The organism is Psychrobacter sp. DAB_AL43B, from assembly GCF_900168255.1.
Taxonomy (GTDB): Bacteria; Pseudomonadota; Gammaproteobacteria; order Pseudomonadales; family Moraxellaceae; genus Psychrobacter.
The window spans coordinates 1440973-1466366 of record NZ_LT799838.1; the positions used below are offsets into that span (position 1 = coordinate 1440973).

Annotated in this window: 36 protein-coding genes; 22 read left to right on the forward strand and 14 right to left on the reverse strand. The window is 41.6% G+C overall.

The annotated features are described in order from the left end of the window. The first annotated feature begins 35 nt into the window (after positions 1-35). The 3 genes from mutL to hfq all read left to right on the forward strand — a co-directional run bounded on the left by mutL (position 36) and on the right by hfq (position 4149). Complete coding sequence (gene mutL / locus DABAL43B_RS06280) at positions 36-1826, forward strand: DNA mismatch repair endonuclease MutL (protein WP_079691573.1); 1791 nt, start codon at positions 36-38, stop codon at positions 1824-1826. A gap of 91 nt (positions 1827-1917) precedes the next feature. Further along, on the forward strand, positions 1918-3129 hold the full coding sequence (miaA, locus tag DABAL43B_RS06285) for a tRNA (adenosine(37)-N6)-dimethylallyltransferase MiaA (protein WP_079691574.1): 1212 nt from the start codon (positions 1918-1920) through the stop codon (positions 3127-3129). Between the two features lie 468 nt (positions 3130-3597). Beyond that, positions 3598-4149 carry an RNA chaperone Hfq gene (gene hfq / locus DABAL43B_RS06290; protein ID WP_079691575.1) on the forward strand — a complete coding sequence of 184 codons (552 nt, stop codon included), beginning with the start codon at positions 3598-3600 and terminating at the stop codon, positions 4147-4149. Between the two features lie 182 nt (positions 4150-4331). Here the strand turns inward: hfq and DABAL43B_RS06295 are convergent, their stop codons facing one another. From DABAL43B_RS06295 to DABAL43B_RS14220, 9 genes are all read right to left on the reverse strand, one after another. Further along, positions 4332-4583 carry a hypothetical protein gene (locus tag DABAL43B_RS06295; RefSeq protein ID WP_079691576.1) on the reverse strand — a complete coding sequence of 84 codons (252 nt, stop codon included), beginning with the start codon at positions 4581-4583 and terminating at the stop codon, positions 4332-4334. A 137-nt stretch (positions 4584-4720) separates the two neighbouring features. Continuing rightward, positions 4721-5296, reverse strand: coding sequence for a hypothetical protein (locus DABAL43B_RS06300; RefSeq protein WP_145952509.1), 576 nt, complete (start codon positions 5294-5296; stop codon positions 4721-4723). A 2-nt stretch (positions 5297-5298) separates the two neighbouring features. After that, positions 5299-5424 (reverse strand): hypothetical protein, encoded by a 126-nt coding sequence (locus DABAL43B_RS14490; RefSeq protein WP_264753841.1) that lies wholly within the window; start codon positions 5422-5424, stop codon positions 5299-5301. Then, positions 5421-5879: a hypothetical protein gene (locus DABAL43B_RS06305; protein ID WP_079691578.1), complete on the reverse strand. Its 459-nt coding sequence runs from the start codon at positions 5877-5879 to the stop codon at positions 5421-5423. Before DABAL43B_RS06305 ends, DABAL43B_RS14490 begins: the two co-directional genes overlap by 4 nt. A 141-nt stretch (positions 5880-6020) precedes the next feature. Continuing rightward, entirely contained in the window at positions 6021-7067 is a 1047-nt protein-coding gene (locus DABAL43B_RS06310) for a RecT family recombinase (RefSeq protein ID WP_145952510.1), read from the reverse strand. Between the two features lie 4 nt (positions 7068-7071). After that, complete coding sequence (locus tag DABAL43B_RS06315) at positions 7072-7407, reverse strand: hypothetical protein (RefSeq protein ID WP_079691579.1); 336 nt, start codon at positions 7405-7407, stop codon at positions 7072-7074. Continuing rightward, a complete protein-coding gene (locus tag DABAL43B_RS06320) occupies positions 7407-8414 on the reverse strand; it encodes a YqaJ viral recombinase family protein (protein WP_079691580.1) in 1008 nt (335 codons plus the stop codon). Before DABAL43B_RS06320 ends, DABAL43B_RS06315 begins: the two co-directional genes overlap by 1 nt. A 2-nt stretch (positions 8415-8416) precedes the next feature. Further along, positions 8417-8641, reverse strand: coding sequence for a hypothetical protein (locus tag DABAL43B_RS06325; protein ID WP_079691581.1), 225 nt, complete (start codon positions 8639-8641; stop codon positions 8417-8419). Next, positions 8634-8786 (reverse strand): hypothetical protein, encoded by a 153-nt coding sequence (locus DABAL43B_RS14220; RefSeq protein WP_171996331.1) that lies wholly within the window; start codon positions 8784-8786, stop codon positions 8634-8636. The genes DABAL43B_RS06325 and DABAL43B_RS14220 overlap by 8 nt, the downstream gene beginning before the upstream one ends. 568 nt (positions 8787-9354) lie before the next feature. Between DABAL43B_RS14220 and DABAL43B_RS06330 the strand changes: the two genes are divergently transcribed. The 4 genes from DABAL43B_RS06330 (at position 9355) to DABAL43B_RS06340 (ending at position 11750) form a co-directional block, all read left to right on the forward strand. After that, positions 9355-9606, forward strand: coding sequence for a hypothetical protein (locus DABAL43B_RS06330; RefSeq protein WP_079691582.1), 252 nt, complete (start codon positions 9355-9357; stop codon positions 9604-9606). 225 nt (positions 9607-9831) lie between these two features. After that, entirely contained in the window at positions 9832-10077 is a 246-nt protein-coding gene (locus DABAL43B_RS06335; RefSeq protein WP_079691583.1) for a hypothetical protein, read from the forward strand. Positions 10078-10170: 93 nt separating this feature from the next. After that, positions 10171-10347 carry a hypothetical protein gene (locus DABAL43B_RS14225; protein WP_171996332.1) on the forward strand — a complete coding sequence of 59 codons (177 nt, stop codon included), beginning with the start codon at positions 10171-10173 and terminating at the stop codon, positions 10345-10347. Positions 10348-10727: 380 nt separating this feature from the next. Further along, a complete protein-coding gene (locus tag DABAL43B_RS06340) occupies positions 10728-11750 on the forward strand; it encodes a DNA cytosine methyltransferase (protein WP_079691584.1) in 1023 nt (340 codons plus the stop codon). On the opposite strand, the gene DABAL43B_RS06345 is transcribed toward DABAL43B_RS06340, so the two are convergent. The 5 genes from DABAL43B_RS06345 to DABAL43B_RS14315 all read right to left on the reverse strand — a co-directional run bounded on the left by DABAL43B_RS06345 (position 11730) and on the right by DABAL43B_RS14315 (position 15118). Further along, positions 11730-12614 carry an MAE_28990/MAE_18760 family HEPN-like nuclease gene (locus DABAL43B_RS06345; RefSeq protein ID WP_079691585.1) on the reverse strand — a complete coding sequence of 295 codons (885 nt, stop codon included), beginning with the start codon at positions 12612-12614 and terminating at the stop codon, positions 11730-11732. The two genes, DABAL43B_RS06340 and DABAL43B_RS06345, sit on opposite strands and share 21 nt — an antisense overlap. Continuing rightward, a complete protein-coding gene (locus DABAL43B_RS06350; RefSeq protein ID WP_079691586.1) occupies positions 12601-13722 on the reverse strand; it encodes a DUF262 domain-containing protein in 1122 nt (373 codons plus the stop codon). The genes DABAL43B_RS06345 and DABAL43B_RS06350 overlap by 14 nt, the downstream gene beginning before the upstream one ends. 99 nt (positions 13723-13821) lie before the next feature. Beyond that, positions 13822-14211, reverse strand: coding sequence for a hypothetical protein (locus DABAL43B_RS06355; protein ID WP_227516748.1), 390 nt, complete (start codon positions 14209-14211; stop codon positions 13822-13824). Positions 14212-14361: 150 nt separating this feature from the next. Beyond that, positions 14362-14760 (reverse strand): S24 family peptidase, encoded by a 399-nt coding sequence (locus tag DABAL43B_RS14310; protein ID WP_197684674.1) that lies wholly within the window; start codon positions 14758-14760, stop codon positions 14362-14364. Between the two features lie 19 nt (positions 14761-14779). After that, positions 14780-15118: a helix-turn-helix domain-containing protein gene (locus DABAL43B_RS14315; RefSeq protein WP_227516749.1), complete on the reverse strand. Its 339-nt coding sequence runs from the start codon at positions 15116-15118 to the stop codon at positions 14780-14782. Between the two features lie 108 nt (positions 15119-15226). On the opposite strand from DABAL43B_RS14315, the gene DABAL43B_RS06365 reads away from it, so the two are divergent. The 15 genes from DABAL43B_RS06365 (at position 15227) to DABAL43B_RS06440 (ending at position 25393) form a co-directional block, all read left to right on the forward strand. Then, positions 15227-15475: a transcriptional regulator gene (locus DABAL43B_RS06365; protein ID WP_079691588.1), complete on the forward strand. Its 249-nt coding sequence runs from the start codon at positions 15227-15229 to the stop codon at positions 15473-15475. A 2-nt stretch (positions 15476-15477) separates the two neighbouring features. After that, entirely contained in the window at positions 15478-15819 is a 342-nt protein-coding gene (locus tag DABAL43B_RS06370; RefSeq protein WP_079691589.1) for a hypothetical protein, read from the forward strand. Continuing rightward, the gene (locus DABAL43B_RS06375) at positions 15816-16031 is read left to right on the forward strand and encodes a hypothetical protein (protein ID WP_079691590.1); all 216 of its coding nucleotides are present in this window, start codon (positions 15816-15818) and stop codon (positions 16029-16031) included. Before DABAL43B_RS06370 ends, DABAL43B_RS06375 begins: the two co-directional genes overlap by 4 nt. 7 nt (positions 16032-16038) lie before the next feature. Beyond that, positions 16039-16215: a hypothetical protein gene (locus DABAL43B_RS14230; RefSeq protein WP_171996333.1), complete on the forward strand. Its 177-nt coding sequence runs from the start codon at positions 16039-16041 to the stop codon at positions 16213-16215. 72 nt (positions 16216-16287) lie between these two features. After that, a complete protein-coding gene (locus DABAL43B_RS14235) occupies positions 16288-16779 on the forward strand; it encodes a Rha family transcriptional regulator (protein WP_171996334.1) in 492 nt (163 codons plus the stop codon). Between the two features lie 11 nt (positions 16780-16790). Beyond that, positions 16791-18110 (forward strand): DUF1376 domain-containing protein, encoded by a 1320-nt coding sequence (locus DABAL43B_RS06385; protein WP_079691591.1) that lies wholly within the window; start codon positions 16791-16793, stop codon positions 18108-18110. Next, a complete protein-coding gene (locus DABAL43B_RS06390; protein ID WP_079691592.1) occupies positions 18107-18472 on the forward strand; it encodes a hypothetical protein in 366 nt (121 codons plus the stop codon). Before DABAL43B_RS06385 ends, DABAL43B_RS06390 begins: the two co-directional genes overlap by 4 nt. Positions 18473-18780: 308 nt before the next feature. Beyond that, a complete protein-coding gene (locus tag DABAL43B_RS06400; RefSeq protein ID WP_079691594.1) occupies positions 18781-19194 on the forward strand; it encodes a hypothetical protein in 414 nt (137 codons plus the stop codon). Between the two features lie 45 nt (positions 19195-19239). Then, the gene (locus DABAL43B_RS06405; protein WP_079691595.1) at positions 19240-19821 is read left to right on the forward strand and encodes a hypothetical protein; all 582 of its coding nucleotides are present in this window, start codon (positions 19240-19242) and stop codon (positions 19819-19821) included. Between the two features lie 177 nt (positions 19822-19998). Beyond that, entirely contained in the window at positions 19999-20322 is a 324-nt protein-coding gene (locus tag DABAL43B_RS06410; RefSeq protein ID WP_227516750.1) for a hypothetical protein, read from the forward strand. A gap of 538 nt (positions 20323-20860) precedes the next feature. Next, a complete protein-coding gene (locus tag DABAL43B_RS06420) occupies positions 20861-21139 on the forward strand; it encodes a hypothetical protein (RefSeq protein ID WP_145952511.1) in 279 nt (92 codons plus the stop codon). Between the two features lie 60 nt (positions 21140-21199). Continuing rightward, positions 21200-21760 carry a putative metallopeptidase gene (locus DABAL43B_RS06425; RefSeq protein WP_079691599.1) on the forward strand — a complete coding sequence of 187 codons (561 nt, stop codon included), beginning with the start codon at positions 21200-21202 and terminating at the stop codon, positions 21758-21760. A 32-nt stretch (positions 21761-21792) separates the two neighbouring features. After that, positions 21793-22275, forward strand: a complete 483-nt coding sequence (locus DABAL43B_RS06430) for a DUF2280 domain-containing protein (protein WP_079691600.1) — start codon at positions 21793-21795, stop codon at positions 22273-22275. Then, positions 22275-23888: a TerL protein gene (locus tag DABAL43B_RS06435; RefSeq protein WP_079691601.1), complete on the forward strand. Its 1614-nt coding sequence runs from the start codon at positions 22275-22277 to the stop codon at positions 23886-23888. Before DABAL43B_RS06430 ends, DABAL43B_RS06435 begins: the two co-directional genes overlap by 1 nt. Further along, on the forward strand, positions 23885-25393 hold the full coding sequence (locus tag DABAL43B_RS06440; protein WP_079691602.1) for a DUF935 family protein: 1509 nt from the start codon (positions 23885-23887) through the stop codon (positions 25391-25393). The genes DABAL43B_RS06435 and DABAL43B_RS06440 overlap by 4 nt, the downstream gene beginning before the upstream one ends. The last annotated feature ends 1 nt before the right edge of the window (position 25394 follow it).

Below are 25394 nucleotides of genomic sequence, written 5' to 3' on the forward strand. Positions count from 1 at the left end.
CTATTCATCAACGTAAGATAACCATAACTATAATCATGCCCGATAACCATTCTAATACTCGCATTAAGAAATTATCGCCGCTGCTCATCAATCAATTGGCAGCGGGTGAGGTCGTGACACGTCCAGCCGCTGTAGTCAAAGAGCTGCTTGAAAATGCGATTGATGCTAGTGCCAGGAATATTGAGATACATATTACTCAAGGCGGTATGGGGCTCATAGAGGTTATTGATAATGGTATCGGCATTCACCCCGATGATATGGTGATGGCGATCACTCGTCATGCAACCAGTAAGGTCGCCGATGTGGCTAACTTGCATGGTATTACGACGTTGGGTTTTCGTGGTGAAGCATTGGCAGCAACGGCTGCCGTATCGCGTTTAGCCTTAACCAGTAGTCATGATAGCAGCGGGATTGGGCGTCAGTTGCAGGTCGCCGGTGTATTGGACGATACGCCAAAGCTGATACCGGTCGTACATCATCGAGGTACGACAATTACGGTAAAAGATTTATATTTTAATGTGCCAGCACGCCGCGGTAATTTGAAATCTATCGCGACTGAGTTCAGTCATATTGAAACGATTGTCCGTGAAGTGGCATTGGCGCGAGCCGATGTGGCATTGACGCTCTTTCATGATAATAAAAAGCGGCTGTCATTATCCATAAATGCTATAAGTGGTAATGATAATGCGAGTCGTCTGCCATTGTCACGTCTTGAGCAAGCGACTGGTATTTCGCTGACAGAGCAGTCAATTGAGGTGGCGGTTGATCTATCGAGCCTGATGCAGCAGTCCAAAGGTTCTCTTTATAACAACAATGTTCATAATGGATACGCCAATAATGAAAGTGCTGATACACAGCCTAGTATTAGTGGTTGGTTATGGCCTAGCAGTGATTCGCAGCATAACTTACCAAAATTAATCTACGTGAATGGTAGATTGGTAAAGGAAGCTTTGATTAGCAATCAACTCCGCCAACTCACTCAAAGTGCACAGTTGGCAGGTATTGGTTATGCGCTTTATTTTGAGTTGCCCACCCAATGGCTTAATATCAATGTCCATCCATCCAAACAGCGCATTAAAATCAGCCCACTTAATAACATCATGGCGCATTTAAACCATGCTATTCACTCAAAGTTAAAAGCAGTTAGTGTAAAAAAAATTGCTAGTCAGCAATGTGAAAAAGTGGCTAACAATAAAGTGCCGAACAGTAATATTTCTAAAAGCAAATCATTCGATACATTATTTGATACATCATTACACCAGACATCGTCTACCAGCCACTTAACGCAAAACAGACGAGTACAAGCTCCTAAACAGTCATATCAATTGCCTGATAAGCCAGCAGAATCTTATATTGATGAGTCTGTAGGTCATCGTATTAATACTTTAAATAGCCCGTTTAAAGGGACTAAACCTTTACCAAGTTGCTTAGATATTATTACCAGCTTGAATGGTCTAGCAACTGACTCTACTGTCATCGAAGATATTGAAGGTGTTAAAGGTAAGACACTACCTTGGCTATTATTTTATAATCAAGGTAAGTTCTTATTGATTAATGCCGAGGATTGGCAGTCAAAGATGAGCTTGTTGTTTGAGTCACATTTATTTAGCGGCACTGTCTTTAGCAATCATGTATTTAAGAAGAATAACATAGCAAATAGCGCTACCGATATTAATCAGCAACTGGCGACCGTCAGTGCGCAAGTGTCTGCACAAGATTTGCTAGCATTTATAGCAGATATTGAAGAATTGCTGACTAAATATGCCATTAAGACCATAGACAATAATCAATTAGTGGGATTGATGCTATCATCTTCAGCCGAATAAACTGATACTGAACACATAGCTAATGGCTGCTTTAACCACTCAAAGCGTAACTATTAACATTATTAACACTATAATAATTAAAGGCAACTGTATGCGACTTTCGTCTGATAGCCTATCTTCTAGCTTAAGTCCCAATTTAGCGGATAATAGCGTGGTGTGCTTGATGGCACCAACCGCAAGTGGTAAGACAGCCTTGGCTTATGAGCTTTATGATACTGGGCGTTATGAGCTAATTTCAGTAGATTCAGCGCTGATTTATCGTGACATGAATATCGGTACGGCGAAACCAACGGCCACTGAGCTGGCGCGTTATCCGCATTATTTAGTCGATATCATTAATCCTATGCAAAGTTATAGTGTCGCTGAATTTGTTAGCGATGTGGCACGTCTGATTGATCGTTGTCATCAAAACGGCAAGATACCACTGCTCGTAGGCGGTACCATGATGTATTACATGGCGCTACTTGATGGGTTGTCTCCTGTGCCTGATAGCGATAATAGCGTTCGCGCGCGCGTAGAGCAGTGGCGACAAGATGAAGGCATCGAGGCTTTATATGATTATCTAGGTAAAGTTGATTCTGTTAGCCACCAACGCCTAAATGCCACGGATACTCAGCGTATTACTCGCGCTGTCGAAGTCTATCTACAAACAGCCATCCCACTCAGTGATTGGCAGCGTCAGCCTAAGCAAGCCTTGGCACATAATCCAAAACAGCAATGGCATGGATTGGCAGTGATGCCTGAGCGTCCATGGCTGCATGAACGTATCGAGCAGCGTTTAGATATTATGTGGGCTGAAGGGCTGGTTAATGAGGTGATTGGTTTACTGGAGCGTTATACTTTGACACCCAACTTACCATCGATGCGCTGCGTTGGCTATCGGCAAGTATTGGAATATTTGGTACATATTAAGCACCCAATACTCGAGCAACCACATTTGGATAAAGCCCAGTTCTATGAGGCTTTTGGTGAATGTGAAGCACTAATTACTGATAAATCAAAACAACACATAACGACTCAACGGAACATGACTCAGCCACAATGCCAGTCGCATTTACTAATACCTAATAGTCAAACTGAGGCGCTTGCTTGTCAGCAAATGCAAAATAAGGCATTATATGCGACAAGACAGCTAGCAAAGCGCCAGTACACTTGGCTGCGCAAGTTGGTGCAACTGTCTGATAATTCAACAGCGTCACTAACGAACACCGCTTCATCTAGTGATATGAATGACTTTAAAAATAATAAGATAATGCTCCACTCGTTCACCACGATGGAGCAGGCGAGAGAGTATTTATTTTAGTGAGTTACTTCAAGGTCTTATATGAATAATTTAAGTCAATTGCGCTGTGAATCATCGAAATAAGCATCATACTATTAATTATCGTACAGATAATGTCGTACAAATATATGCAAGTAGGATCATGCGCAAATTCTAAGCTAATGACAATTAGTTTCAAAGTATAATGTATATAGCTGTTATAATTTTACTTAATAAGAGTAGTGGGTTTTATAAATGACAGCTGCTTTTTGAATCATTATCAACTAACATTTGATTATCAAGACAGATCCTGCAACAACTGGTTACTTAATTTATTACAATAACAACGTATTCACGATAAAGTAGAATTACTTAACAAGAATTAGTACTTATTTAGATACGTTTTATAAATAAAACTTACTACTGTATCTGTCTTTAGCCATTATAATTAAAGCAACACTTAAAATAATTGGCATTAACAATAATTATATAATATTTAGGAGAGATTTCATGTCAAAAGGACAAACTTTACAAGATCCGTTCTTGAATTCGCTGCGCAAAGATCGTATACCAGTTTCTATTTTTTTAGTGAATGGCATCAAATTGCAGGGTCAAATAGAATCATTCGACCAATACGTGGTACTGCTTAAAAATACAGTGAGCCAAATGGTATATAAACACGCCATTTCAACAGTCGTACCAGCTCGTAACCCTCGAAGTAGCACAACGCCAGCTACTGGTACTCAAAGCCAAAGTGCTGCACCTGTGGGTTATCAAGGTAGTGGTATGAGCAGTGGCAGTGGTTTTGAGCGCGGTGGCAATCCTACCCCTGCTAGTGGCGGAGGTTTTGAAGAGCGCGGCTTTGCCAATCGTAGCGGCTTTAACCGTGGTGGCTTTAGCCAAGGTCAAGATCGCGGTTTTGAGCGAGGTAGCTTTGGTCAAAGTCAGGAGCGTGGTTTTGAGCGTGGTGGTTTTGGTCAAGATCGTGGTTTCGAAGCACCCGCAGAGAATACGGATTTCGACAATAAACCAAATGATGAATCTGATGATAGCAGCCAATAAATAGTGATGCTTAACAGCTGATCTATAAATGAACATGTTACTAAGACATGAGGTGTTAGATGAAGACCTACTATTATAGTGGGTAGTTGGTACACCTAAGTCCTTGATTTATATGATTGTTGTTGGTTAATTGCTGAATTTGATTACCGTTTTGATTACCATTAGGCATAAAAAAACCCGCGTTAAGCGGGTTCTTCGTATCTAAGACTTTGTTCAAACTCTATTAAATCCCTATTTCTAAAAAACTTATGGGCGCTTTCCGAATCATCTAAAGGATTGGCTACCGGCGCTGGAAACTTCGCAGCTTTGTACCATCGCTTTATCGTCTGATTGCTCACATCGAAAAACTTCGCCACGTTCTTTAATGAAGTAAATCCGTTTGGGTTATCGTGAAAATCAATAACCTCGTTTTGCTCAGTGTTAAAATTAGTCATCTGTCACCTCATAAGCAGTTTCACATTCGCATTTTGGGCATACCAACTTGGTAGCTATAGAGCATTCATGGTCAGGCAATCTTTTAGCTTCTGCCTCTGAATACTTATACCTACAATCGCAACATTCCAGCATTTGCTCAATCACAACCCTCTCCTTCATTCAGCTCATCGAAAATATTAAAGTGCTCGGACTCTGTGTTTAGATTGTAGTAATCCTCCTTACAGTGTTCGCAATACTCGCATTCGCAGGTGTTTCTGTCGTCAGTCCAAAAAGCGGAATTGACTGATGTCTGATTAAAGCCAAAAGCTATGTATTGATCTTTGTTTTGCTCTATTATTTCCGCTTGCTCTTTGAGCGTTGTATTGCAATCGGCATCAGTATCAAACGCTTGATAAGCGCTTATAAGGCTCTCAATATTTTCAGACTTAACCACCATGTAATCGAGCGTCGACTTAAGTGTGATACGCTCACTATCTGTCAGTCGTTGGTCATCTGCTAAGTCCCATATTGCTTGAGTGCTTTCTTCGATGTTCATTATCGAATGCAATCTTGATCGCTTACCTCCGCCTTCGTAAAATGGCGGCAGCGGTTCTAAATACTTATCCTCTAAAGCTGTCCATACCTCCATACAACCGCGCCATGCATTTTGTGTTTCACCTATGAACTCGGCATAGCCATCGGCGTTAAAGCCGTATATTTCAGTTGTACTCACAATCATTCTCCTTTATGCAAATTTTGCATAGTGCTACCACACGCAGCACACACGCTTGGCAATCCCAAATCAACTTCTAGCAGCTCAGCGGCTAGGGCGGTCATTTCTTCTTCGGTAAGTGTTTTCATAATCCGACTTCCTTAGCTGTTAATGGTTCGTTTGTTGCAGCACTAACTGGGACGGCGTATCTCCAATCCCGAGAGCGTATATCCCAAAAATTACCACGCTCCGTGTAACCTTCAATCAGAAGTGTTAGCTCTCTACGTTCCGTAGCATGACTATCACTAACATTACTAACTAAGCAAACCACGCGACTATCCCCACGCGCTAGCATTGCACGAGTAAGGTCGCTACCCGTTAATAGCTCATGCCCAGGACAACCACCGCCAAACACATCAAAGCCTTCGCAGTCAGTACCAACTGGCATAACTGTGTGACCCATGGCTAACAGATTGTTCAACTCAATTCTTGCTTCAGCATCAGATAAAGGGTTGCCGTTTTTATCTTCCAAAAAATCGATGGTACCAACACGGTTGTTGCGCAAGCATCCTGCTATCGATTGCTTCATGTGATAAGTTGTCATAATCTCAATCCTTAAATTAGGGTGTTTAGGACAGTAAGCATCGTCGCCTTGGTGCGCCTGAACTCAGACACGCATTTTATGAGCCGTCACCTCACCAACTAGCTAATACCTACCGTCCTAAACGATTGACGTTATTTGTAATTAACCTTGTGCACCAATATCTTCAGCGACAACATCCAGTGTGTCGTTTAGCATCTTGATATCACCGGCATCGAAGTCCTGCTCTTTACCGGTAATAATGTCTTTCATACGCTCAACGTCATCAAGTGATTCGCAGGCTTTGACGTGCTTCATGATATTGTTGTATTCATCAGCTAGGATGATTGACTGCTTTTGATCAGCCAATGCTTGGCGTAACTCATCAACATCTTCATCTTTAATGTTGATAGCATCGCTTTCGACCATCGCTTTAATCTCTTGGCCAATAGGACCAATCTGCTTAACATCGGTAATTTGCTCAATCGTGACTAGCAATTCACTCGTATCGTAATACTCAATTACTGGTGCTTCAGCGGTTGGCTGCTTCTTAACACGGTTAAGTAGGGCAGACGCACCAGCATTGGTAGATTTAGGCGTAACGTTACGAGGAGCTTCGTTATTACCGCGGTCAGCCAATTCATCAGGGGTATAGACGCCTAAGATGACATCAGGACAGTGCAAACGGCTAAAGCGCTTGGCAGCCAAGTAAGCAAGTTGTTGTCTTGGATCAGCAGTCCATAGCGGTGAGTTGCGGACGGTACCAACCTGAGCCATGGTTAATGATAATTCGGTCGGCTCATCATCGCCTTTGAATGTCGCTCGGCAGATGACGCCCACATCGGTTGATTTATCATCTTTGGCCTTGACCTTTGACCAGTCACCGAAGTATTCAAACTTGATGCGGTCAGTGATAGGTGCACGGTTGTTGATAACAGCGATAACAAGCTGTGCCTCATACCCCAACGTGCCATTAACCAAGTGTGTTTTTTGTGCTACTGCGTATGGGTCCATACCCCAACGTAATGATTGGCCAATAATTGCAAAGCAGTCACCGACGTTACCTTGTAGATGCTTTGGCACAGTACAAGCGCCTTTAGCCATCATTTCAGCTAGGCGATGACACTTGTTAAAAAGATTGTCATCAAGTGTGATTTGCTGTGGTGAGTATTGCTGATCTTCCATTACTGCGATTTCATTATAGTTGTCCATGGCGTTATTCCTTGTCTTCGGTTGCGTTGATTAAATTTTGCTTAAGCTTTTCAGCCAGCCGCACTATCTCGTTTTCAAGAAGCTGTATTGCAGTGTCGTAAATGCGATCTATAATCCATTCAGACTGCAAATCGATAGCGATTTTTAATGTGCCACAATCTCTCAACAGACCTACCTGACCTGAATGACTAGGTATGAGGTTTATGCTAACCACTAACTCTTTATCATTTAGGCGCTTAACAGAGTTCTGCATATCTTTGATCAGTGTCTTTTTTCTCTGCACCATATCAGCTAGGTCCATGACATCAGCTTCATTGATTTTAGCTATATTGATACTCATCACTTAACCCTCATGACGCGGCTTTCGCTCTGCTTGTTGTACTTCTCAGCAAGCTCCGGCATGTCCTTTTTAAATTGGCTGCTGTTAAAGCGGTTGCTGGTTTGCACCTTGTAAGTAGCGACCACCTCACCATCTATTGCCAATGTCTCATTTTCTTGAATCTGACAAATCAGGTCGGTCTGGGCGAGCTCGAGCGCGGCTTTCACTTCCTTTTCTTTTGCCTTGAGTGATTCGTAATGCTCAAACACTTTGGCAACCTCACTATCCAGTGCGACGTCAAGCGTCGTATCAGGATTGTGGCGTGGGTATTTGTCTTTGGCGTTCTGCAGAGTAGTAGCATCAGGCTCGATACCGGCTAATACGTTATTGGTCCAGAAGCTTTCGGCCGCATCAAATAAGTAATCAATGAAGTCTTGATGACGTTCAATCTTGTACTGGCGGTATTTGTTGCCACCAATCAGCACAGCCATGTGGCAGACTTGCGTATCAGTTACGCCCATATACCACTGAGCTTGGCACTGGTACTGGTCTGGCACTTCGTCCGACTCCTCATTGCCCCAATTTTTACCAACGTACTCAGATGCGGTTTTAATCTCGACAATCTGATCAGTCGTCAGCTTGCCGTCTTTAAAGCGCACATTGCCTTTGATAGCTGGATTGATAATGGCGCGGTCAATGTTAGCGATGGCCCAACGATATTCGGGGTGGCGCATCAGGAAGTTAACGTTTTGAATCTTAAGGCCACTGCGTTTAGAGAATTCGCGCGCTACCGTGCCCTCGAGTACGGTGCCCCAGTATGCAAACTCGTTGGTTTCTTCATTCACCGGCTGCGTTTTAGACTGGTAGATATTGTAAGCAGTAGCGTAGGGCGATACACCGATAATGGCTGCTATGTCACTGCCGCCGATACCGCTTTGACGTAAATTAAGCCAATCTTCACGGCACAAATTCTTTGTGCTTATCGCATTGGCGTCTTTCATTTGTTCAAACTTGATTGCGGTTCCCATGGTTATTCTCTCCCGTATGCTTTTGCTAAAAATTGGTTGGCGTGTTTTGCATTCTGATATTCTTCAGATGCGTAGTAAGCGTCATTCTTATACTGCTTGTCAGTAGCAAGTGAAACTTCTAGTCTATGCAGGGCGTTGGCGTTTCTTTCGTTTTGTAGATCAACGTCTAGCGCACAGCCAGTTATTAGCATTGGCGCTAAGAGCGCGATGATTAAAAACTTATACATTGACCACCTCCGCCACAGACTTAAAGTTAATTTGGCGCTTATAGCGCTGAACAATTACACTTCGCGCCGCCATTTTGGTCGCGCCTTGAATGCGCTCACTGACATAAGAGCCGTCTATCACGTAGATTAATTCCCAAAGTTTCATAGCGACCCCCTAGCAATAGCTGCATGATAAGCAGACGTTTGAATTTGACTTGTAGACTGCTTTACTGTTGCAGCGTTTGCACATTGGTAGGGTTGGTGCTGGTGAAGTCTTAACCTTGTTAAAATCAAAACCCTCAAGTGCTGCCACTACGTTTTCCAGTACATTGTGATTTCTAGTTATATCTGTCATAATCTTTTCACTCCTTAGTGAGTTAAGAGCCCCTTTGATGTCGAGTCGGTAGGGGCTTTTTATTGTTTAAAATTTGGTACTACCGTTAATCCAGTAGTTGTTTAATCCCAAGTTGTTAAATAGTTTCGGCTAACTCGTTATTATCTGATGAATTAATATTACTACCAAAAGTAGTATAATGCAACTAAAAATAGTGATTATAACTACTTAAAGTAGTATTTACCTTTAACTTAAGGATTTACAAGCACAAAAAACCCGCTCAATGGCGGGTTGGATAGTATTGGCGCATACAAATACTTGCATACCTATCATGTCAATTCATAGTTGGTAGGTCTAGAATCGGTTCTGACAATCATCCGTTATAAGTAAAGGCATAGTTATGAGCTCTAAATTAATAGGTAGTGATTTAACGCGGGCAATGCTTGAACGTGGCGATAAACAAGTATGGTGTGCTGTAAGTAATGAGAGCGAGCAGGATGCTATAAACACTATTAAGAATGTAGATGGCAGATTTATAATGCACATCGTTTCTTTTGAGAATGAATGCTTCCTTTGTGAAGAAGAGGGTACTTGGAAGTATGCTATACCAATTAAAAAAATCCCGCTTACACAAGATGAGGTAGGATTATAAATTAGCTCTATAGAAGTTTATTGACACTAGACACCTAAACATTGGTCTCCTATGTAAATATTGATATTCATTTTAAAGAATATATATTAAGATATATTCTAAAATAGTATTTAGCACGTTTACTGCGAGGCTATGATTGTAAGTGCAAATTGTTAAGAGATCCTCTCTACAGGCTCGTTCGTTGAGCTTGATATAATAAGTAGTTGTTTGTTATGAGGTATCAGGATGAATGATGTAATCACAGGAAGTGATTTAACTCGTGCAATGCTACAAAATGGGCATAAAGGTATATGGTGTGCCGTAGATGACTGTAGTGATGAGGATGCTGTACTAGATTTGGTTAACAATGATTTTACAGCTTATATCATATCATTTTATGATGGCAAATTTTACTGCGAAGCTGGTATGGCTTGGTCATGTGCAGTACCAATCAAGATAAGCGTTATGACGCAAAATGATGTAGGGTTGTGAGAATTCATAAACATAAGTTAGATAGTGATTGATAAGAGCAGCATGCGGTGCTATGGTCGAATTTATATTATTCGATTATTAAGGTGGTAGCCTATGAAGCTTTGGTCAGCGTTTGTTGTATCTATGATTATGATGGCGCCAGTTATGCAAGCGAATGCTCAGAACTATCCTTGCTCTAAAAGCATGGGCGGTGTATCGCATTGCAAGAATGGTAAGTTTGTCTGTAATAACGGTAAGATTAGCCAGTCTAAGAAAGTTTGTACTGGCTAGGCTGTGATTTATACATGAGCGCTAAGAGCCCACTATAATAGTGGGTTTTTTATTGTCTGGAGTATTACTCAATACAGAGGGTTAAAATAGACTGCCAGCTTAAATAATGATGATCATAGTGGCAGTGGTTAAGGCGATCACTAGGGCAGCCGCTATTAATAAATGATATCTAAATTGAGACATTTATTGTTCCTTATTATTGATCAACGGATTCTATACCAATTTCTAAAGAAAACTATGTGACTTTATGGACTATAGAGTGAGGTATTAGTTGTAGCGGATTGGGTGAAGAGTAGGCAAGGAAAAACAATAAAACTTCGTGTCGCTACTCGAGTTTTGATGCAAGTTCGTGTATCATAGCAACCTAGAGGAGTAGTGCAATGAATATAGAAGCAGTAGATTTGTTCTGTGGTATCGGCGGCCTTACGGCGGGTCTTATAAAGTCTGGAATTAAGGTAAGAGCAGGGTACGATATTGAGCCTGCCTGTCGTCATGGCTATGAATATAATAATGACGCTGCTTTTGTCCATAAAGATGTAGCAGATGTCACAGCAGATGAGATCAGAGGTTGGTATTCTGAAGGTGCTATTCGTCTCCTTGCAGGCTGTGCTCCTTGTCAGCCTTTCTCTACATATAATCAAGGAAAAGATACTACCTTAGATAAAAAGTGGCCACTTCTTTATCATTTTATGAGATTAATTGAAGATGTAAAGCCTGAGCTAGTAACGATGGAAAATGTGCCAGATGTTACTAAGCATAAGGTATATCATGACTTCGTTTCTAAACTTGAAGAGTTGGGTTATACAATATCAGCGAACAGAGTAGACTGCGTGCAGTATGGTGTGCCGCAAACACGTAAACGCCACGTATTGTTGGCAAGCTTGGTTTCTAAAAAGATGGAATTGATACCACCAACACATGATAAACCGGTCACAGTAAGGGATGTGATCAAAGGTTTACCTGTCTTGTACTCTGGCAAGAGAAATAAAGAGGATTCTCTGCATGTATGCTCACAACTTAATGCTCTCAATATGAGGCGCATTAAGGCATCTAAGCCAGGTGGAACGTGGAAAGATTGGCCAGAAGATTTAGTTGCTCAATGTCATACTAAAGAATCAGGAAAATCTTATGGTGGAGTTTACGGTCGTATGGAATGGGATAAGCCAGCTCCAACGATGACAACTCAGTGCTTTGGTTTTGGTAATGGACGTTTTGGACATCCATCACAGCATCGGGCTATATCATTACGTGAAGCAGCAATCTTCCAGACTTTTCCAGAAGATTACCAGTTTTTTGATGGCGACTTTACTATTAAATCAGTTGGAAAGATGATTGGTAATGCGGTGCCAGTCCGTTTAGGTGAGATAGTAGGGTTAAGCTTATTAAGTATTAGGGTTTCTTAAATAGCGCTTGCTTTCTAGGAAATTATTGAGTCCATTGAAAACAGCTAGAAGGATAGCTTCTACATTGTCAAGCTTGCCTTTTAAAGACCCCACAACCATACCCTGACCACAACTTTCAAAAGATTCATTACCATGAGCTAGATTATTGCGTTTTAACTTTATTTCTTGTATAACTGATTTATTATACAAAAGCCTATCGTTTTCTTCTGTTGTATAGGGAAATGGCTCGAATCCATATTTATTACAGTATTCATTTATTATGTCAGCATCAATATTCCCACTAAATATTTTTTTCTTATCATACCCTAAGCTCATTATTGTTTCTCTCACATCAGCATTCCTTTTAGAGAAGTCGCTGACTTTTTCGTTACTTAAAGCTTTTTTAAAAGAAGTTAAAACAACTTTATGAATCTTTTCAGATAAATCAGTTATATCCACTCTTTCTATTGATATTGTTTCATGTATAGCATTAATGGCTTCTGACATAGTTGATTCTAATATATTGTAAAGCAGTAAATAGCTAGACGCTCTCAAAGTTTTTTGTATCTCTCTATTTACTTCTACTAAGTTAACGTCCTGCAATTTATTACTTATACTTTCTACACTTATTTTTAGAGAGTCGATATTTTCTTCTAATGAATTTTCTTCTCCATATTTTGCACTGAGTGCATCAATATCTACATACTGTATATCCGCAGATAATATTCCTAAGTCTAGTAGTAAATCATCTTTATCAATAATTAATTTATCACCAATATAATTTTGATCTATACTATTAACAAAATTAACATAGTTTTTAACCTCAGTTAATCGACTTAGGAATTCTACATAAGCAATTTTTAGGTGAACGTTATTGATTTGCATGATTGTAAAAATCCTGTCCTAAAATTTTATTCTTAACAAAGTCGATACGATTAATGACTTTTGGTCTTGAGTTACTTGCATCTGAACGCATCATTTTAAGAAAATCTTCATCTTTATATGCCCATTCAGTAGTGCTGGGACTTACATCTGGATCCTCATTTAATGCTAAAGAAGATCCTACAGCTGTAGCCTCAAATCTAATTCTTGACACTGATTTAGAGTTGCTAGATTTTCTAAAGCCATGTGCAAAATTATCTTTCACAAAAATAAGCATGTTCTTAAAAATATCTCTCATTTCTTGCTCAACATCTTTATTGAAAATTTTGTCATTCTCATCAACAAATTGGTTGATAAAATCAATTACACTATTGCTATTATTAGCTCCAAATTGACTATAGTTTTTTCTATATGCGAAAAATCTAAGTGCATACTCTTCTCTCTCACGCCGAGAAGATTTTGTTATACTCATCGGCGTCATTTCTTTATATAATGCATCGCTAGCCAAAACTTTAATAAGCTCCAGTGTTTTACTGTCAGTAGATCCGAATCTTTTCTCCATATTGGATAGTTTTGTTCCTCCAGTATTCAATCTGTCAAACATTATTCGTCGACCGTCTTCATCAATACGTTTTAGCTCAATCATTCTGATTGATGTTCTCAAAAACCTTCTTTGATTTATCATGGGTAAGTCTTTAAAGTACAAACCTTCTAGAGAAGGTAGTTTTTCTAGATTTACAAGTTTTAATTTATTATTAACATATGCATCAATAGTCTGTATTCTTTGTGCACCATCAACTACTTCAATACGACCATCAGCATCTTCTTTTTCCTCCTCATCAATATCTGCTACAAAAATATAGGGTATTGGGAGACCAATAAGAACCGACTCTATAAACAAAGACTGCTGTTTTTTAGTCCAGACAAACTCTCTCTGATAATCAGGAATAAATATGTCTTGTGTGTCATTACTTGAATCAAATTTCAAGACTAAAAACTCAAGTGTGTATTCCTTAATATCAAAATCAAAAAGCTTTTGATTTTCTTTAATTTCTTTTGATATTAGATCTGATTCGGGGATACCGTCTAATGTTAATTGTAATCCACTCATAAAATACCCTTTTTCCGTTAGTTGTATTATATTTACTTATCAGACTGCTTCAAACCTAATGGACCTTTGCTCACCACCCACTAATCCCAATCCAACGCCTCACACACCCTCAATCTTATCCAACTGCTCATCACAAACCCTTAATCCAATCTCTCTAGCTTCACTCAAATCCACCCCAGTCTTAACTCTGTAAGGCACGTTTGGCGTTATACCTGATAGCTTAATAGTATTGGCAGCAGCCTTGTTAAGCGGTGTACCAACATAAGATTCATCAGTAAATCCTACGGGGTTAAAGAATACTCCACGACCAAGCTCTACATGGTACGCACAGGATATCTCCCCGCTAGTCGTGAATGGGTATGGCGTATAGTGATCGCCATACCAGTCGCTCTCACTTACGGCTACAAAGCCTGCGCCGTAGCTGTCATCCTGTGGAGTGGCGCAGGCTGCTAGGACAAGTATGGCTGCAGCTAGTATTAATTTCCTCAAGAGTGAAATCCTTTTCTAATAGTCTGAATTTATTAATCCCAATCCAGCGCCTCACGATACACGCACCATCCCAATGGCGGCGTGTCGACTGGCTTGGCATGCTTTAAGAAGTGGCAGATCCAGTGGTATTCGTATGGTTTCATAGCGACCTCATCTATACCTGGTTACTTTGCTGTCAACGATACCAACAAGCATACATTCACCCATAGGCACTATCTTTTGATCAGGCCAGTCTGGATTCAGTGGCTTTAGGTACATGTCTTCAGGACCATTACCCATGATCAACTGCTTAAACGTGGCCTGCTTATCATCGGTGCAGTGGATAACCACTAAGTCGCCATCTTTCAAATCCCATGGAGATATCTCAGGCTCTACATAAATAATCTCATCGGGTTTAAATTCAGGCCACATGCTGCGCCCCTGAATGATCAATCCAAATGCGCGCTTAGATAAGTGCTGTGGTCGTGGTATCCAATCGATCACATCATCTATCGTTACCGGCATCACATCTGAAAAACTACCAGCCGCCACCCAACTGATTACAGGCACATAGCCGTCCATTCCATAATCAACCGGAACCCTGTGTGCCTTGAGGGTCATTGGGGTTTGGGGTGCTTGGAGTACTACTGCTTTGCATGGTTTTGATCTTGGCTTTCAGATCGCTAACAGTAGGCTTTTCTTCTGGAAGCTCGCCATAGTGAAGATACCCAGACGACGTACCTAAAGCCTCACTTATATCTTTCAGACCTTTACTTCTAGGCTTGGCAAATCCCTCGCAATACCGCCTGATCATTTCGTAACTGATGCCTGTTTTGTCGCTCAGGGCATTCTTATCTAGGTCATTCTCTTTCATCAGCTTAACAAGTCTTTGCGCAAAATCCGGATGCTTAACTTCTAGTTCACTCATTTATTGCTACCTCCAGTAGTAAATTACATTCTAAGTCATAAGAGCTCTTGCGTCATCACTATTAAAAGTAGTATAGTTACTACTTAAAGTAGTATTAAGGAGCTAAACATGATTTCAAAAACCCCTTTAGAGCAAGCTTTCGATATTTTTGGCAATCCTGCCCAGCTTGCTTATGCACTTAACATCACGCCTTGGGCTGTCTATAAATGGAACGTGAATCGTCCACCTAAAGATCGTTGTCTAGATATCCAAGACTTAACTAATAGCCAAATAACCGCTGAGCAGTTACGCCCTGATGTCAATTGGGACTATGAGCGCAAACAGCTAAAACTAGCTCAAGCAACAGAGGAAGCCTAACTATGTGCCAAAAAACAGTAACTGAATTATCGCCAGAATACCGTGGGAAAGCACGGGAAATAAGGAATGCCATTTCCCAGTGCATCCTTACTGGCACTCAAACAAAGATTACCGAAGTATCAGGCGCGGATAAAAACAAAGTAGGTCGATTTGTTGGGCCCGACCTTGATTTGATTGCAACCATGTTTGCGGTATTGGGCTTAAAGGTGGTGCCTGAAGATTACATCTACTGCGATCCTGAAATCGTCGATGCCACTGCTGTATTTTTCCAACACGCAGCAAGCTCCCCTGATTTTATGCGTCGATTGCTATCAGGGCATTCATTACCAAAGGGGGTTTTATGAAATTCAATGAGCGTACAGCCAGTATCGAATTGGCGCGAACCATCGAACAAAACAAACAGGACGATAGACGAGTGCAAAACATGGAAACAGACAAAAAAGAGAAAGACCGTAAAGATTCGGTAAACATGAAGTTTTGGCACAGCATCAAGCAAGTAGTTTTTGTGATCGCTTGTGCAGCAATCGTCATCTACACATTAATACATTTTGCATGAGGTCGGTATGTTTACCAGTCAATCAGCAATCAAACGGTTTGATAGAGAGCATGGCATTAAGCGGCTCACAGCAATGGATAACACTGGCCTTTACTGTCATAGCAATAATTACAGCAAAAAGACCAAGCAGAGCCTCTTAGCGCAACAAGCCAAGATCGTTAAGAAGGCAAAATCTAAGCAATAAAAAAAGCCCTAATCAGAAGCAACTGATTGGGCTTTCACTACTTAAAACTTGTACCAAGAATTGGAGTATGACATGAAACTATCAGCCATTCAACAAAATAAAGATTTGCAGAAGGTAGTTAGCTGGAGTGTTGGAAGCGTGACTCAGATGACAAGCAGAGAAATTGCAGAGCTAACAGGTAAGCAGGTCAAGCATGTAAACAGAGATGTATTGTCGATGCTTGACGAGCTGAGTTTAGATAAGTCCAAATTTGGGCGCATCTATTTAGACGCTTTAAACCGCCAGCAAACTGAGTACGTTTTAGATCAGGAACTCACTTTTACCTTGGTCACTGGTTACAGCATCCAGCTAAGAAATACTGTCATTAAAAGATGGTTGGATTTAGAGCAACAAGTGGTGTCACTGCAAACCGAGCTAAACAAATGGTGCGCTAAAGAGAGTTGTGACAAAGCTATTGGCTCGCTACACGGTAAAGGTCTAGCAGAACGCAAAAAGACCAAGCATCTAAATACAACAACCATAGACGGCATTCTAAAGAAAATGCAGCTAAAACTAGAAGTATAAGGGGCAGTGTGATGCATTACATCAATCACAACTTTACAGATTGGGATTTTGACACTAAGCACATGAACCGCATCGAGAAAACTATTTATCTTGATTTGCGGTCTCTTTATTTCTCTACTGAGAAGGCAATTGATGCTAGCGACATGAAATTACTTGAACGCAGAATGTTAGTGACTGACGAAGACGAAAAACAAGCGTTAGCGTTTGTGCTGAAAGATAAATTTAAAAAGATAGGCAAATATTACAAGTGTGCAGCGTGGGATAAAATAATCAAAGACTACAAGTACCAAGAGGTAGTAACGGCTGTAGGGGATATGGCCAAACGATTAAAAGCCAATGGTGAAGCTATTCAAGCAGATACGGGCACCGCAGCCATCAGAGAGCTTTATATAAAAAGCTTCGGTCATGACAAGCTAACGCGCATCGCTAACGGCACTAACGCTGATACTAACGAAACGACTAACGATACTAACGAAAGAGCTAACGCCCTTACTAACGCAGAACGCCAAGCCAAATCTACAGCAGAGCGTAAACATATGGTTGATAGTCTTAAGGGTATTGGCAAGTCAGTAACTCTCAGGACAAGCGTAGCAACGCTTAGAGAGTTATACGCTGATAATTTTAATAATAATGATATGAGTAAAAGCGCTAACGAGATAACTAACGCTAACGGCACTAACGCTGATACTAACGAAACGACTAACGATACTAACGCGAAAAAAGACGCTATAACCAATAACCATAAACCATTAACCAATAACCATAAACCATCTAATAGTAATAATAATAGCGCGAGTGATTTTTCGGTGATTGATTCGATTGCAGATTGGATTCATCCAGAGCTAACTGAAATTAATACCATGCTCATGCTAGGAGCACCACCAGTACCAGCCATCAGTCAAGCAGACTACGATTATCAATTGACTAAATTTAAAAACTACTACGCTGAGGAAGAGCAAAAGGGTTCATACATCAGGACTGAGGGTAGACGCAAGGATGTGCTCACGGATTGGATCAAGCGAGATTACATCCGTCAGCAGAAAATCAAAGCACAGTCACAGCCAGCTAGATTTAACATCGACGACGAAGATTGGACCCAGGCCAATAAACCGCCAGTAGATGACTCATACCATCCTAGCCACAGCAAACCAACGAAGCAGGCCAAGCAGGATCCTAATACCTCAGTGGTGGTAAACGGCCTTTGGAGAGAGCCATTGCCAAACATGAGCGTGCAGCAGACTTACGATCATATCAAGCAGCATCAGATGCCTGGTGAAATGCAGGACGAAGCATACGACAGATTGTTGAACCAGATGCAGGAGGCGGTATGAGCGATATAGATATTGGGCGTGGTGCTTGGAAGTTTGAGCGTTGGCTCGACAAGCAAAAAACTGAAAAAGAGATAGCCGATGCTGAATATAAAAAAGCTCACCCAGACCGCTATTTTGTCGCGTTTATCAAACTTGATATGCCTCGCTCAACTGCACCAGAACACCTGTGGCCTAGATTTATTAACGAGACATTTCTATTCGAGCAACCTGATATGCCAGCACTAGACGATGTTATTGCTACCGCTAAAAAAGCATGGGGCATTGCAGACAGGATCGAGGTGCTGAATTTTTATGAAATGAATGAGATTGATTACAAGACTTTTTTAGGTGATGAATCGGGCTGGACAGTTATTGAGGAGTAAGGGGTTGTGAGCAAACTAAAAGACAGCCGCACAGTCGAACAAACCCAATGGCTAAAAATGCGTGACGATGCCAAAGCAGGCAAAACCAATTCAGCAATCAGGTTTAATAATTCAGCGCTCACGGTAGATGGACAGCTTTGCATAGGTATGACGCACAACATTAAGTTAAGACGTTACTCATGCACATACTTGCAGACAGACGGTGTAAGGGATTTTGGAGGGGCATGCAGTTGGGGTATTGAGGGCGGATCACTTGATGGACTGAGCGATTTGAATTTAAAGACTATTCAGAATGGGGTAAGGACGATATGACCATAGCAAAAATTGGCATCGATACGGGCACCAAGACAGACATAGCGGTTTGGCAAGACGGAAAGCTGCAATCTGTAGAGTCGATGACCATCACCAAAGCCATGCGCAAGATACTGGCTCTTTATCCGCACAAGTACACCAAGTTATACATCGAAGATGCGCGCAAATGGGTTGGCTTCAGCGGCAAGACCAAAACCACTGATGCAAGATTGCAAGGTGCCGGTAGTGTTAAGCGTGATGCCAAGATTTGGGAAGATTGGTGCAAAGAGCATGATTACGAGGTGGTATTCGTCAAACCAATGGGTAAGGGCCTTAAGAAATCAGCGGAAGATTTTAAGCGTATTACCAAGTGGCAAGGCAGAACGAATGAGCACAGCAGGGATGCGGCCATGATCGTATTTGGCAGATAACAACGTATAAAAAAGTATATCGATAAATTAAATTGAGGACTCAAAATGACCAACCTGCTAGCTAAAAGATTCGGTACCAGTCCACGCTTAGAGTTACTCAGTGGTGGATGGCTCAAGCAAGGACTAGGCGCTAAGACCGTTAAGTTTGATATTGGGCAGGGCGGATTGCCTCCTGAGGTGAACTGGGAGGATAAAGCAGCTGCCATTGCATTGATCGAGAGTTGTCACGCTAAAGCGCTAGCGTCTTTGTTGGTTTGGGGTGATAACGCATTATGGGACTGGTCAGAGCCGTTTGATATGGTCGTCAATTATTTAGCAGCTCGAATGATAGCTAGATGTGCAGAGGACATGCGAGAAGCACCAAGAGGCGGTAAGCATACCTTAGACGAGTTAGCGTCGCTTGTAGCACGTATGACATTGCATTTTGAGCTATATCAGTTATGGACTATCTACACGGTCGAGGGACGATTGCTGTTTAGTGGGATAAAAATGAATGACCGCACGTATAGCAATCATTTCTTATGCTACCAACGCCAGATGTTGGAGGACTTGGAGGATTTAATGAGGTTGATTAATAATGATGTTGAAGATTATAGGTTCAATTTAGAGGAAAGCGGTGAGATATAGTTAAAAGTGATATTGGCGGCAAGCTGCAACTCCATATTAAAAATAATAGTGATGATGTCATTAGTTTGTCACATCAAAAACCTAATATAGCGAATTATAAATTCCTGAGCAGAACATTAAGAGTTAGCTGGCATAGACAATCATTTTTAAACTTAAAAGGGTAAGAAGATGTTCGATATGAAAAAGCAAAATGATGTACAAGTTAGCCCGCAAGGTTTTGACGCTATCATGATGTTAGCAATCACTACGGTCACAGACGACATTGGTAGTGCGCCTGATGTTGATACGCCATTATTTGATGAGGCTCACGAAGCTTATTGTGCCGAGCTTTTTCAGAATATTGTTGGATGGCAGGAACAGAACAACCGAGCCCGATTATCTAATACCAAGGCTGCCCAAACCTACATTTATGCTAAGCGTGAAGCATTGATAAAGGTTGCAGAGACAAGACTCTATAACGCACTGCATAAAGGCGATTGTATTAGTGAAAAAATGATGTAGCAGCATGCCAAACAAGTTGATAGTTTTGGAGGATTTAATAAAAAGAAAGCAAGGAAGAGCGTGTTTGTCTAAGGATATATGATATAACTTGACCCACGCCGCACTGCAGTGTTATATTTTCTATACTGGTATTAGTGTAGCTATGCAAGTCCTAAACGAAAGATAACTCTCCGGTTCTTTCGTTTTTTTTATGTTGAGATTATACGTGATAAAACGTATAGTTGAACGCTATTGCTCAAAGCAAGTTGATAAAATTAATAAGCTGAAAAATGAAAATTTAGATGCATGCTTAGTTGATAGTAGTTACATAGATAGCTTGGCTCACCATCGCCGTAAGCAGCGAATAGTCATAGCGACGACAAAATATAATACCGCTATTGATTTGTTCTTAAGAGATTCGAAGTTTGAAAAAATAGAAGTGGAATTATAGTAATAAGCCTTATCTAACCGATAGGGCTTTTTTAATGCCTGATTGATTTAGTCACAATCAGCACATGCCAAAGTGATACCAGCTAGCAGATGACGACTGCAACATACGATGAGCTATCAATTATCATCTGATTTGCATGTGATGATGATGCGAGTTGATAGCACCTTTTTTGCCCGATACCGGAAATCTGATATCGGGCTTTTTTACGTCTACGATTTAGCAGGGATTGCTATGTGTGATTTATCAAACGCTGAAGTATTCAATCGTTGGAAGCACTCGAAGAAGAAAACTGCCAAGGATTACTGGTATGACTTCTTAAAGAGCAGAGCTGATAGAAACTATCCAGGCGCTGAAGAATATGTGAATAAAATGTATTTAGTTAAATAACCAGTTTGCCCCGCCTTGATTGGTCCGGGCATTTTTTATACTCGCTGATTGGAGGTGAGTATGTTAGCAAGACCGATACCGCCAAATGACATGCCATCGTTCCTAGCGGCACCTGAGATACATGAGTGGCTGAAAGACACAATCTTAAATCCTGAGCATGAGTGGTTCAACTGTGACCATGAGCATTTACTTGATTATGAGTTTCATGAGATCTCTTTTTTATGGGCCCAAGGCGAATACATTAAACAAGGCAAGCAGATATTAGGGCAATGCGAAAAAGTCATGGTGATGGCCGGTGGTTGGAAGAAAGCACGTCAGGAAATGTGGTTTGAAGATACGTTGGGCGCGGTACCGGATTATTTAATTACTTTAGATTCTAATTATTGCCGTGACTGTACAGACTCAGAGTTTGCCGCATTGGTAGAGCATGAGCTGTATCACATTGTGCATAAGGCAGATATGTTTGGTGACCCTGCATTTAGATCAGACGGTAAGCCGGCACTAGATATGACCAGTCACGATGTTGAAGAGTTCTTTGGAGTCGTCAGAAGATATGGCGGCGATGAAGCGGTTAGACGAATGGCTGAACTACAAGATTGTGAGCCTGAGATTAAAGGCTAGTTTGTTATACCACATAATACGAGAGGCAGAAAATGGCAACGCTTAACAATAAGGTTAAGGCCTATATTGTTCAAGGTCTAGCCACATACATGACACCCTCAGAAGTAGTGGATGCCGTCAAACAAGAATTTGATATAGAAGTAACACGACAACAGGTATCTTCTTACGAGCCGGGCAAAGCTGCTGCAGTTAATTTATCGCAAAAATGGAAGGACCTATTCAAGCAATTCCGTGATGACTTTAACAACGATATTCAAGCGATACCAGTTGCTAATAAGGCTTATCGATTAAGTGTTCTTAATAAGATGGTTGCTGATTCAGTGAAATCTAAGAATAGACCGTTGGCAGCAAGTTTGCTTGAGCAGGTAGCTAAAGAAATGGGTGAGGTGTTCACTAATAAGCAGAAACTAGACCATCAGTCGAGCGATAAGAGCATGACGCCAACTATCAACAATTTCAACGGTGACGCTCAAGCAGCAAGCCAAGCCTATCAGGATATTATGGGTGGTAAATAATGCCTATCCCTTTTGCATTCGATTTTAAAAATCCTGATTATGCACAGGTGTTTGAATGGCGCATTGAGCGATTGCAGCGCATTAGACAAAACCCTGAATCATTGCCCGCATTAAAAGCATTTTACAAAGACAATCCAGCGCAATTTATTATTGATTGGGGTGTGACATATGACCCGCGCAACATTGAGCGCGGCTTACCGTCATACATACCGTTTCTGCTATTCCCTAAACAAGAAGAATGGATTCATTGGTTGATGGACGGTTGGAAGTTGCAAAAACCGTCCATTACGGAGAAGACACGCGATATGGGTATGTCGTGGCTCATGATGGGCTTGTCATGCTCGCTAGGACTGCATAACAATGGCTTATCAGTCGGTGTTGGTAGTCGCAAAGAGGAGTACGTTGATCTAATTGGTAGCCCTAAAGCGCTATTTGAAAAAGGTCGTATGTTTTTAAGTGGATTACCGCCTGAGTTTCGCGGCGGTTGGATTCGTGAAAAACACAGTCCTTTTAAACGAATTATACTCCCTGAAACTGGCAGTGTGATTACTGGTGAAGCGGGTGACGGCATTGGTCGTGGTGATAGGGCGTCATTATATTTTGTGGATGAGGCAGCGTTCTTAGAGCGTCCGCATTTAGTTGATGCCTCGTTATCTGCTACTACCAACAGTCGAAATGATATATCTACACCCAATGGCAGTAATAACTCATTTGCCTTACGCCGTCACAGTGGACGCATTCGTGTGTTTACATTCCATTGGCGCGATGATCCACGTAAAGATGATGCTTGGTATAACAAACAGTTAGATGAGCTTGACGCGGTAACAGTAGCGCAAGAGATTGATATTGACTATTCAGCATCGGTTGAAGGTGTATTGATACCGTCAGCATGGGTGCAATCTGCTATCGACGCTCACAAGAAACTGGGCATTACTATCAGCGGCAGTAAGATTATGGCGCTTGATGTGGCGGACGAAGGCATTGATAAAAACTCTATCGCTGGTCGTTATGGCGTGTTGCTTAACAGCTTGACTACTTGGAGTGGCAAGGATTCAGATATATTTGCTACATCAAAAGAAGCTGTTGAGGCTACCGCTGATAGTCAGTCAGAATACTTTTTGTATGACGCTGATGGGTTAGGCGCAGGAGTAAGAGGCGATGCTAGGGTAATTAATGAGCAGCGCACAGGTCTGCCTGATGTTGTCGCCCACCCATTTAGAGGTTCAGCCGGTATTTATAAGCCAGAGCGTGAAGATATATTAGGTAAAAAGAACAGCGATGCTTTTGATAACTTCAAAGCTCAAGCAGGATGGGCGCTACGCAAGCGCTTCTTAATAACTCACAGGGCTGTCACTGACGGTACTGCGTTTCATCCTGATGAGATTATTAGTATTGATAGTACGCTCGACGAACTTGCTACGCTAACTACTGAGTTATCACAGCCTACCTACGCAAAAACCAATGCGGGCAAAATACTAATCAATAAGAAACCAAAAGGCACACCGTCGCCAAACCGCTTCGATGCGGTGATGATGGTATTCGCTGACAACATGGTTGAGAAGAAATCCACTAAACGACATAGAGCCACAGCTGGCAAACGGACGTACAGATGACAGACATGACTAAAAAGCCGCGTTACCGTGTCAAAGCTGGCGGCACACTGAGCCAAGAGCAAGCGATTGATTTACGCGGCAAAATGTTTTATCAACAGCTCATACGCCAAGATACTGACGAGATACTTAAAAAAGCCGGTGTCAGTCGCTATGCGCTTAAGACGCTACTTACTGACCCTGATATTGACCAAGCGGTTGATAGACGTACAGAGGAGTTAACAAGCTCGCTTTATACGTTGATGCCAAGCGAAGGCAAGGTTGCTGAATTTATCTATGAGCAATTAGATTTGCATCTTGAGCCGATATTGCAGGGCGTGATTGACAGCAAACTATACGGCTATGATGTCGCTGAAATGGTATGGGGGCAAGACGATAAAAAGCGCAACGTCGTCACTAAGATGATAAGTAAGCCTATCGATTGGTTTGAGCCTAAAGCCAACGGTGATTTATTGTGGTATCCAAACGATGGTAGCAAAGCAATCACGGTTAGCGACCAAGTTGATTATCAGTATCGCTACTTATTCCAACAGCACAAGCCGACTTACTTAGAGCCTAAAGGTAAGTCACTGTTAAGCCGTGTTTATTGGCTACATTACTTCAAAACTAATGGTTGGCGTTTTTGGTCTAAGTTCTTAGAGCGTTTTGGTTCGCCGCTACTGATCGGTAAGACTGACGCCAATAGCGAAGATGACGCGCAAGATTTTGCCGATGCATTGCTGGCAGCCCATAACGCTGGTGTCGTCACTGTCGGTATCGATGAAGATGTAACTGCTGTAACTGGTGGCAGTCATGGTGAAGCATTCGTTGCTTATAACGATGTTGCCAAGCAAGGTATTACGACTTATCTGTTAGGGCAAACGCTGACAAGTGGCACAGATGGCGGCGGTACTTACGGACAAGGAAAGATACACCAAGAGCAGCAAGAGATTATCTTCAACTCAGACCGTAAGCACGCGCTTAAAGCGGTACAGCGTTTTATTGACATCATCTGTTATGCGAATGGCTATGAAGTGCCTGAGTTTAAATGGATTGCTAAAAAGGTAATTCCAGTTGACCAGTTAGATGCCGATAAAAAAGCATATGACATGGGTTTGCGCTTCAACAAGTCATACTTTGTTGATGAGCTTGGTTATGAAGAGCGCCATATCTCACACGTTGAAACGTTTGGGAGTGCGACCACATTGCCGATATCAGCCAAGGCTAATTCGTTTGCCAGTCGAACATGGTTGCCGTTTAAAGCTGCTGACAGTGATAGTGAGTTTACCGACGAACAAATGGAGCTTGAAGCAGTCGCAGATGATGCGCTAAATGAGAGCGTACAGCCGTTTGATACTAATGCGGTGCTATCAGCTATCGGTGACGCTACTGATGAAAATGAGCTACGTGAGGCGCTATTTAATCTATGCGGCGATGGATTGGCTGAAAGTGAGTTTACTCAGTTGGTTAATACTGCGTTGATGGTCGCTGATGTGCATGGTTTTGCTGATGAATCGAGTGAGGTTTGAT

What these genes read in the sequence shown, in the direction of transcription:
- mutL (WP_079691573.1), top strand. Translation starts at nt 36, where the DNA reads ATGCCCGATAACCATTCTAATACTCGCATTAAGAAATTATCGCCGCTG.
- miaA (WP_079691574.1), top strand. Translation starts at nt 1,918, where the DNA reads ATGCGACTTTCGTCTGATAGCCTATCTTCTAGCTTAAGTCCCAATTTA.
- hfq (WP_079691575.1), top strand. Translation starts at nt 3,598, where the DNA reads ATGTCAAAAGGACAAACTTTACAAGATCCGTTCTTGAATTCGCTGCGC.
- DABAL43B_RS06295 (WP_079691576.1), bottom strand. Translation starts at nt 4,583, where the DNA reads ATGACTAATTTTAACACTGAGCAAAACGAGGTTATTGATTTTCACGAT.
- DABAL43B_RS14490 (WP_264753841.1), bottom strand. Translation starts at nt 5,424, where the DNA reads ATGAAAACACTTACCGAAGAAGAAATGACCGCCCTAGCCGCTGAGCTG.
- DABAL43B_RS06305 (WP_079691578.1), bottom strand. Translation starts at nt 5,879, where the DNA reads ATGACAACTTATCACATGAAGCAATCGATAGCAGGATGCTTGCGCAAC.
- DABAL43B_RS06310 (WP_145952510.1), bottom strand. Translation starts at nt 7,067, where the DNA reads ATGGACAACTATAATGAAATCGCAGTAATGGAAGATCAGCAATACTCA.
- DABAL43B_RS06315 (WP_079691579.1), bottom strand. Translation starts at nt 7,407, where the DNA reads ATGAGTATCAATATAGCTAAAATCAATGAAGCTGATGTCATGGACCTA.
- DABAL43B_RS06320 (WP_079691580.1), bottom strand. Translation starts at nt 8,414, where the DNA reads ATGGGAACCGCAATCAAGTTTGAACAAATGAAAGACGCCAATGCGATA.
- DABAL43B_RS06325 (WP_079691581.1), bottom strand. Translation starts at nt 8,641, where the DNA reads ATGTATAAGTTTTTAATCATCGCGCTCTTAGCGCCAATGCTAATAACT.
- DABAL43B_RS14220 (WP_171996331.1), bottom strand. Translation starts at nt 8,786, where the DNA reads ATGAAACTTTGGGAATTAATCTACGTGATAGACGGCTCTTATGTCAGT.
- DABAL43B_RS06330 (WP_079691582.1), top strand. Translation starts at nt 9,355, where the DNA reads ATGAGCTCTAAATTAATAGGTAGTGATTTAACGCGGGCAATGCTTGAA.
- DABAL43B_RS06335 (WP_079691583.1), top strand. Translation starts at nt 9,832, where the DNA reads ATGAATGATGTAATCACAGGAAGTGATTTAACTCGTGCAATGCTACAA.
- DABAL43B_RS14225 (WP_171996332.1), top strand. Translation starts at nt 10,171, where the DNA reads ATGAAGCTTTGGTCAGCGTTTGTTGTATCTATGATTATGATGGCGCCA.
- DABAL43B_RS06340 (WP_079691584.1), top strand. Translation starts at nt 10,728, where the DNA reads ATGAATATAGAAGCAGTAGATTTGTTCTGTGGTATCGGCGGCCTTACG.
- DABAL43B_RS06345 (WP_079691585.1), bottom strand. Translation starts at nt 12,614, where the DNA reads ATGCAAATCAATAACGTTCACCTAAAAATTGCTTATGTAGAATTCCTA.
- DABAL43B_RS06350 (WP_079691586.1), bottom strand. Translation starts at nt 13,722, where the DNA reads ATGAGTGGATTACAATTAACATTAGACGGTATCCCCGAATCAGATCTA.
- DABAL43B_RS14315 (WP_227516749.1), bottom strand. Translation starts at nt 15,118, where the DNA reads ATGAGTGAACTAGAAGTTAAGCATCCGGATTTTGCGCAAAGACTTGTT.
- DABAL43B_RS06365 (WP_079691588.1), top strand. Translation starts at nt 15,227, where the DNA reads ATGATTTCAAAAACCCCTTTAGAGCAAGCTTTCGATATTTTTGGCAAT.
- DABAL43B_RS06370 (WP_079691589.1), top strand. Translation starts at nt 15,478, where the DNA reads ATGTGCCAAAAAACAGTAACTGAATTATCGCCAGAATACCGTGGGAAA.
- DABAL43B_RS06375 (WP_079691590.1), top strand. Translation starts at nt 15,816, where the DNA reads ATGAAATTCAATGAGCGTACAGCCAGTATCGAATTGGCGCGAACCATC.
- DABAL43B_RS14230 (WP_171996333.1), top strand. Translation starts at nt 16,039, where the DNA reads ATGTTTACCAGTCAATCAGCAATCAAACGGTTTGATAGAGAGCATGGC.
- DABAL43B_RS14235 (WP_171996334.1), top strand. Translation starts at nt 16,288, where the DNA reads ATGAAACTATCAGCCATTCAACAAAATAAAGATTTGCAGAAGGTAGTT.
- DABAL43B_RS06385 (WP_079691591.1), top strand. Translation starts at nt 16,791, where the DNA reads ATGCATTACATCAATCACAACTTTACAGATTGGGATTTTGACACTAAG.
- DABAL43B_RS06390 (WP_079691592.1), top strand. Translation starts at nt 18,107, where the DNA reads ATGAGCGATATAGATATTGGGCGTGGTGCTTGGAAGTTTGAGCGTTGG.
- DABAL43B_RS06400 (WP_079691594.1), top strand. Translation starts at nt 18,781, where the DNA reads ATGACCATAGCAAAAATTGGCATCGATACGGGCACCAAGACAGACATA.
- DABAL43B_RS06405 (WP_079691595.1), top strand. Translation starts at nt 19,240, where the DNA reads ATGACCAACCTGCTAGCTAAAAGATTCGGTACCAGTCCACGCTTAGAG.
- DABAL43B_RS06410 (WP_227516750.1), top strand. Translation starts at nt 19,999, where the DNA reads ATGAAAAAGCAAAATGATGTACAAGTTAGCCCGCAAGGTTTTGACGCT.
- DABAL43B_RS06420 (WP_145952511.1), top strand. Translation starts at nt 20,861, where the DNA reads ATGAGCTATCAATTATCATCTGATTTGCATGTGATGATGATGCGAGTT.
- DABAL43B_RS06425 (WP_079691599.1), top strand. Translation starts at nt 21,200, where the DNA reads ATGTTAGCAAGACCGATACCGCCAAATGACATGCCATCGTTCCTAGCG.
- DABAL43B_RS06430 (WP_079691600.1), top strand. Translation starts at nt 21,793, where the DNA reads ATGGCAACGCTTAACAATAAGGTTAAGGCCTATATTGTTCAAGGTCTA.
- DABAL43B_RS06435 (WP_079691601.1), top strand. Translation starts at nt 22,275, where the DNA reads ATGCCTATCCCTTTTGCATTCGATTTTAAAAATCCTGATTATGCACAG.
- DABAL43B_RS06440 (WP_079691602.1), top strand. Translation starts at nt 23,885, where the DNA reads ATGACAGACATGACTAAAAAGCCGCGTTACCGTGTCAAAGCTGGCGGC.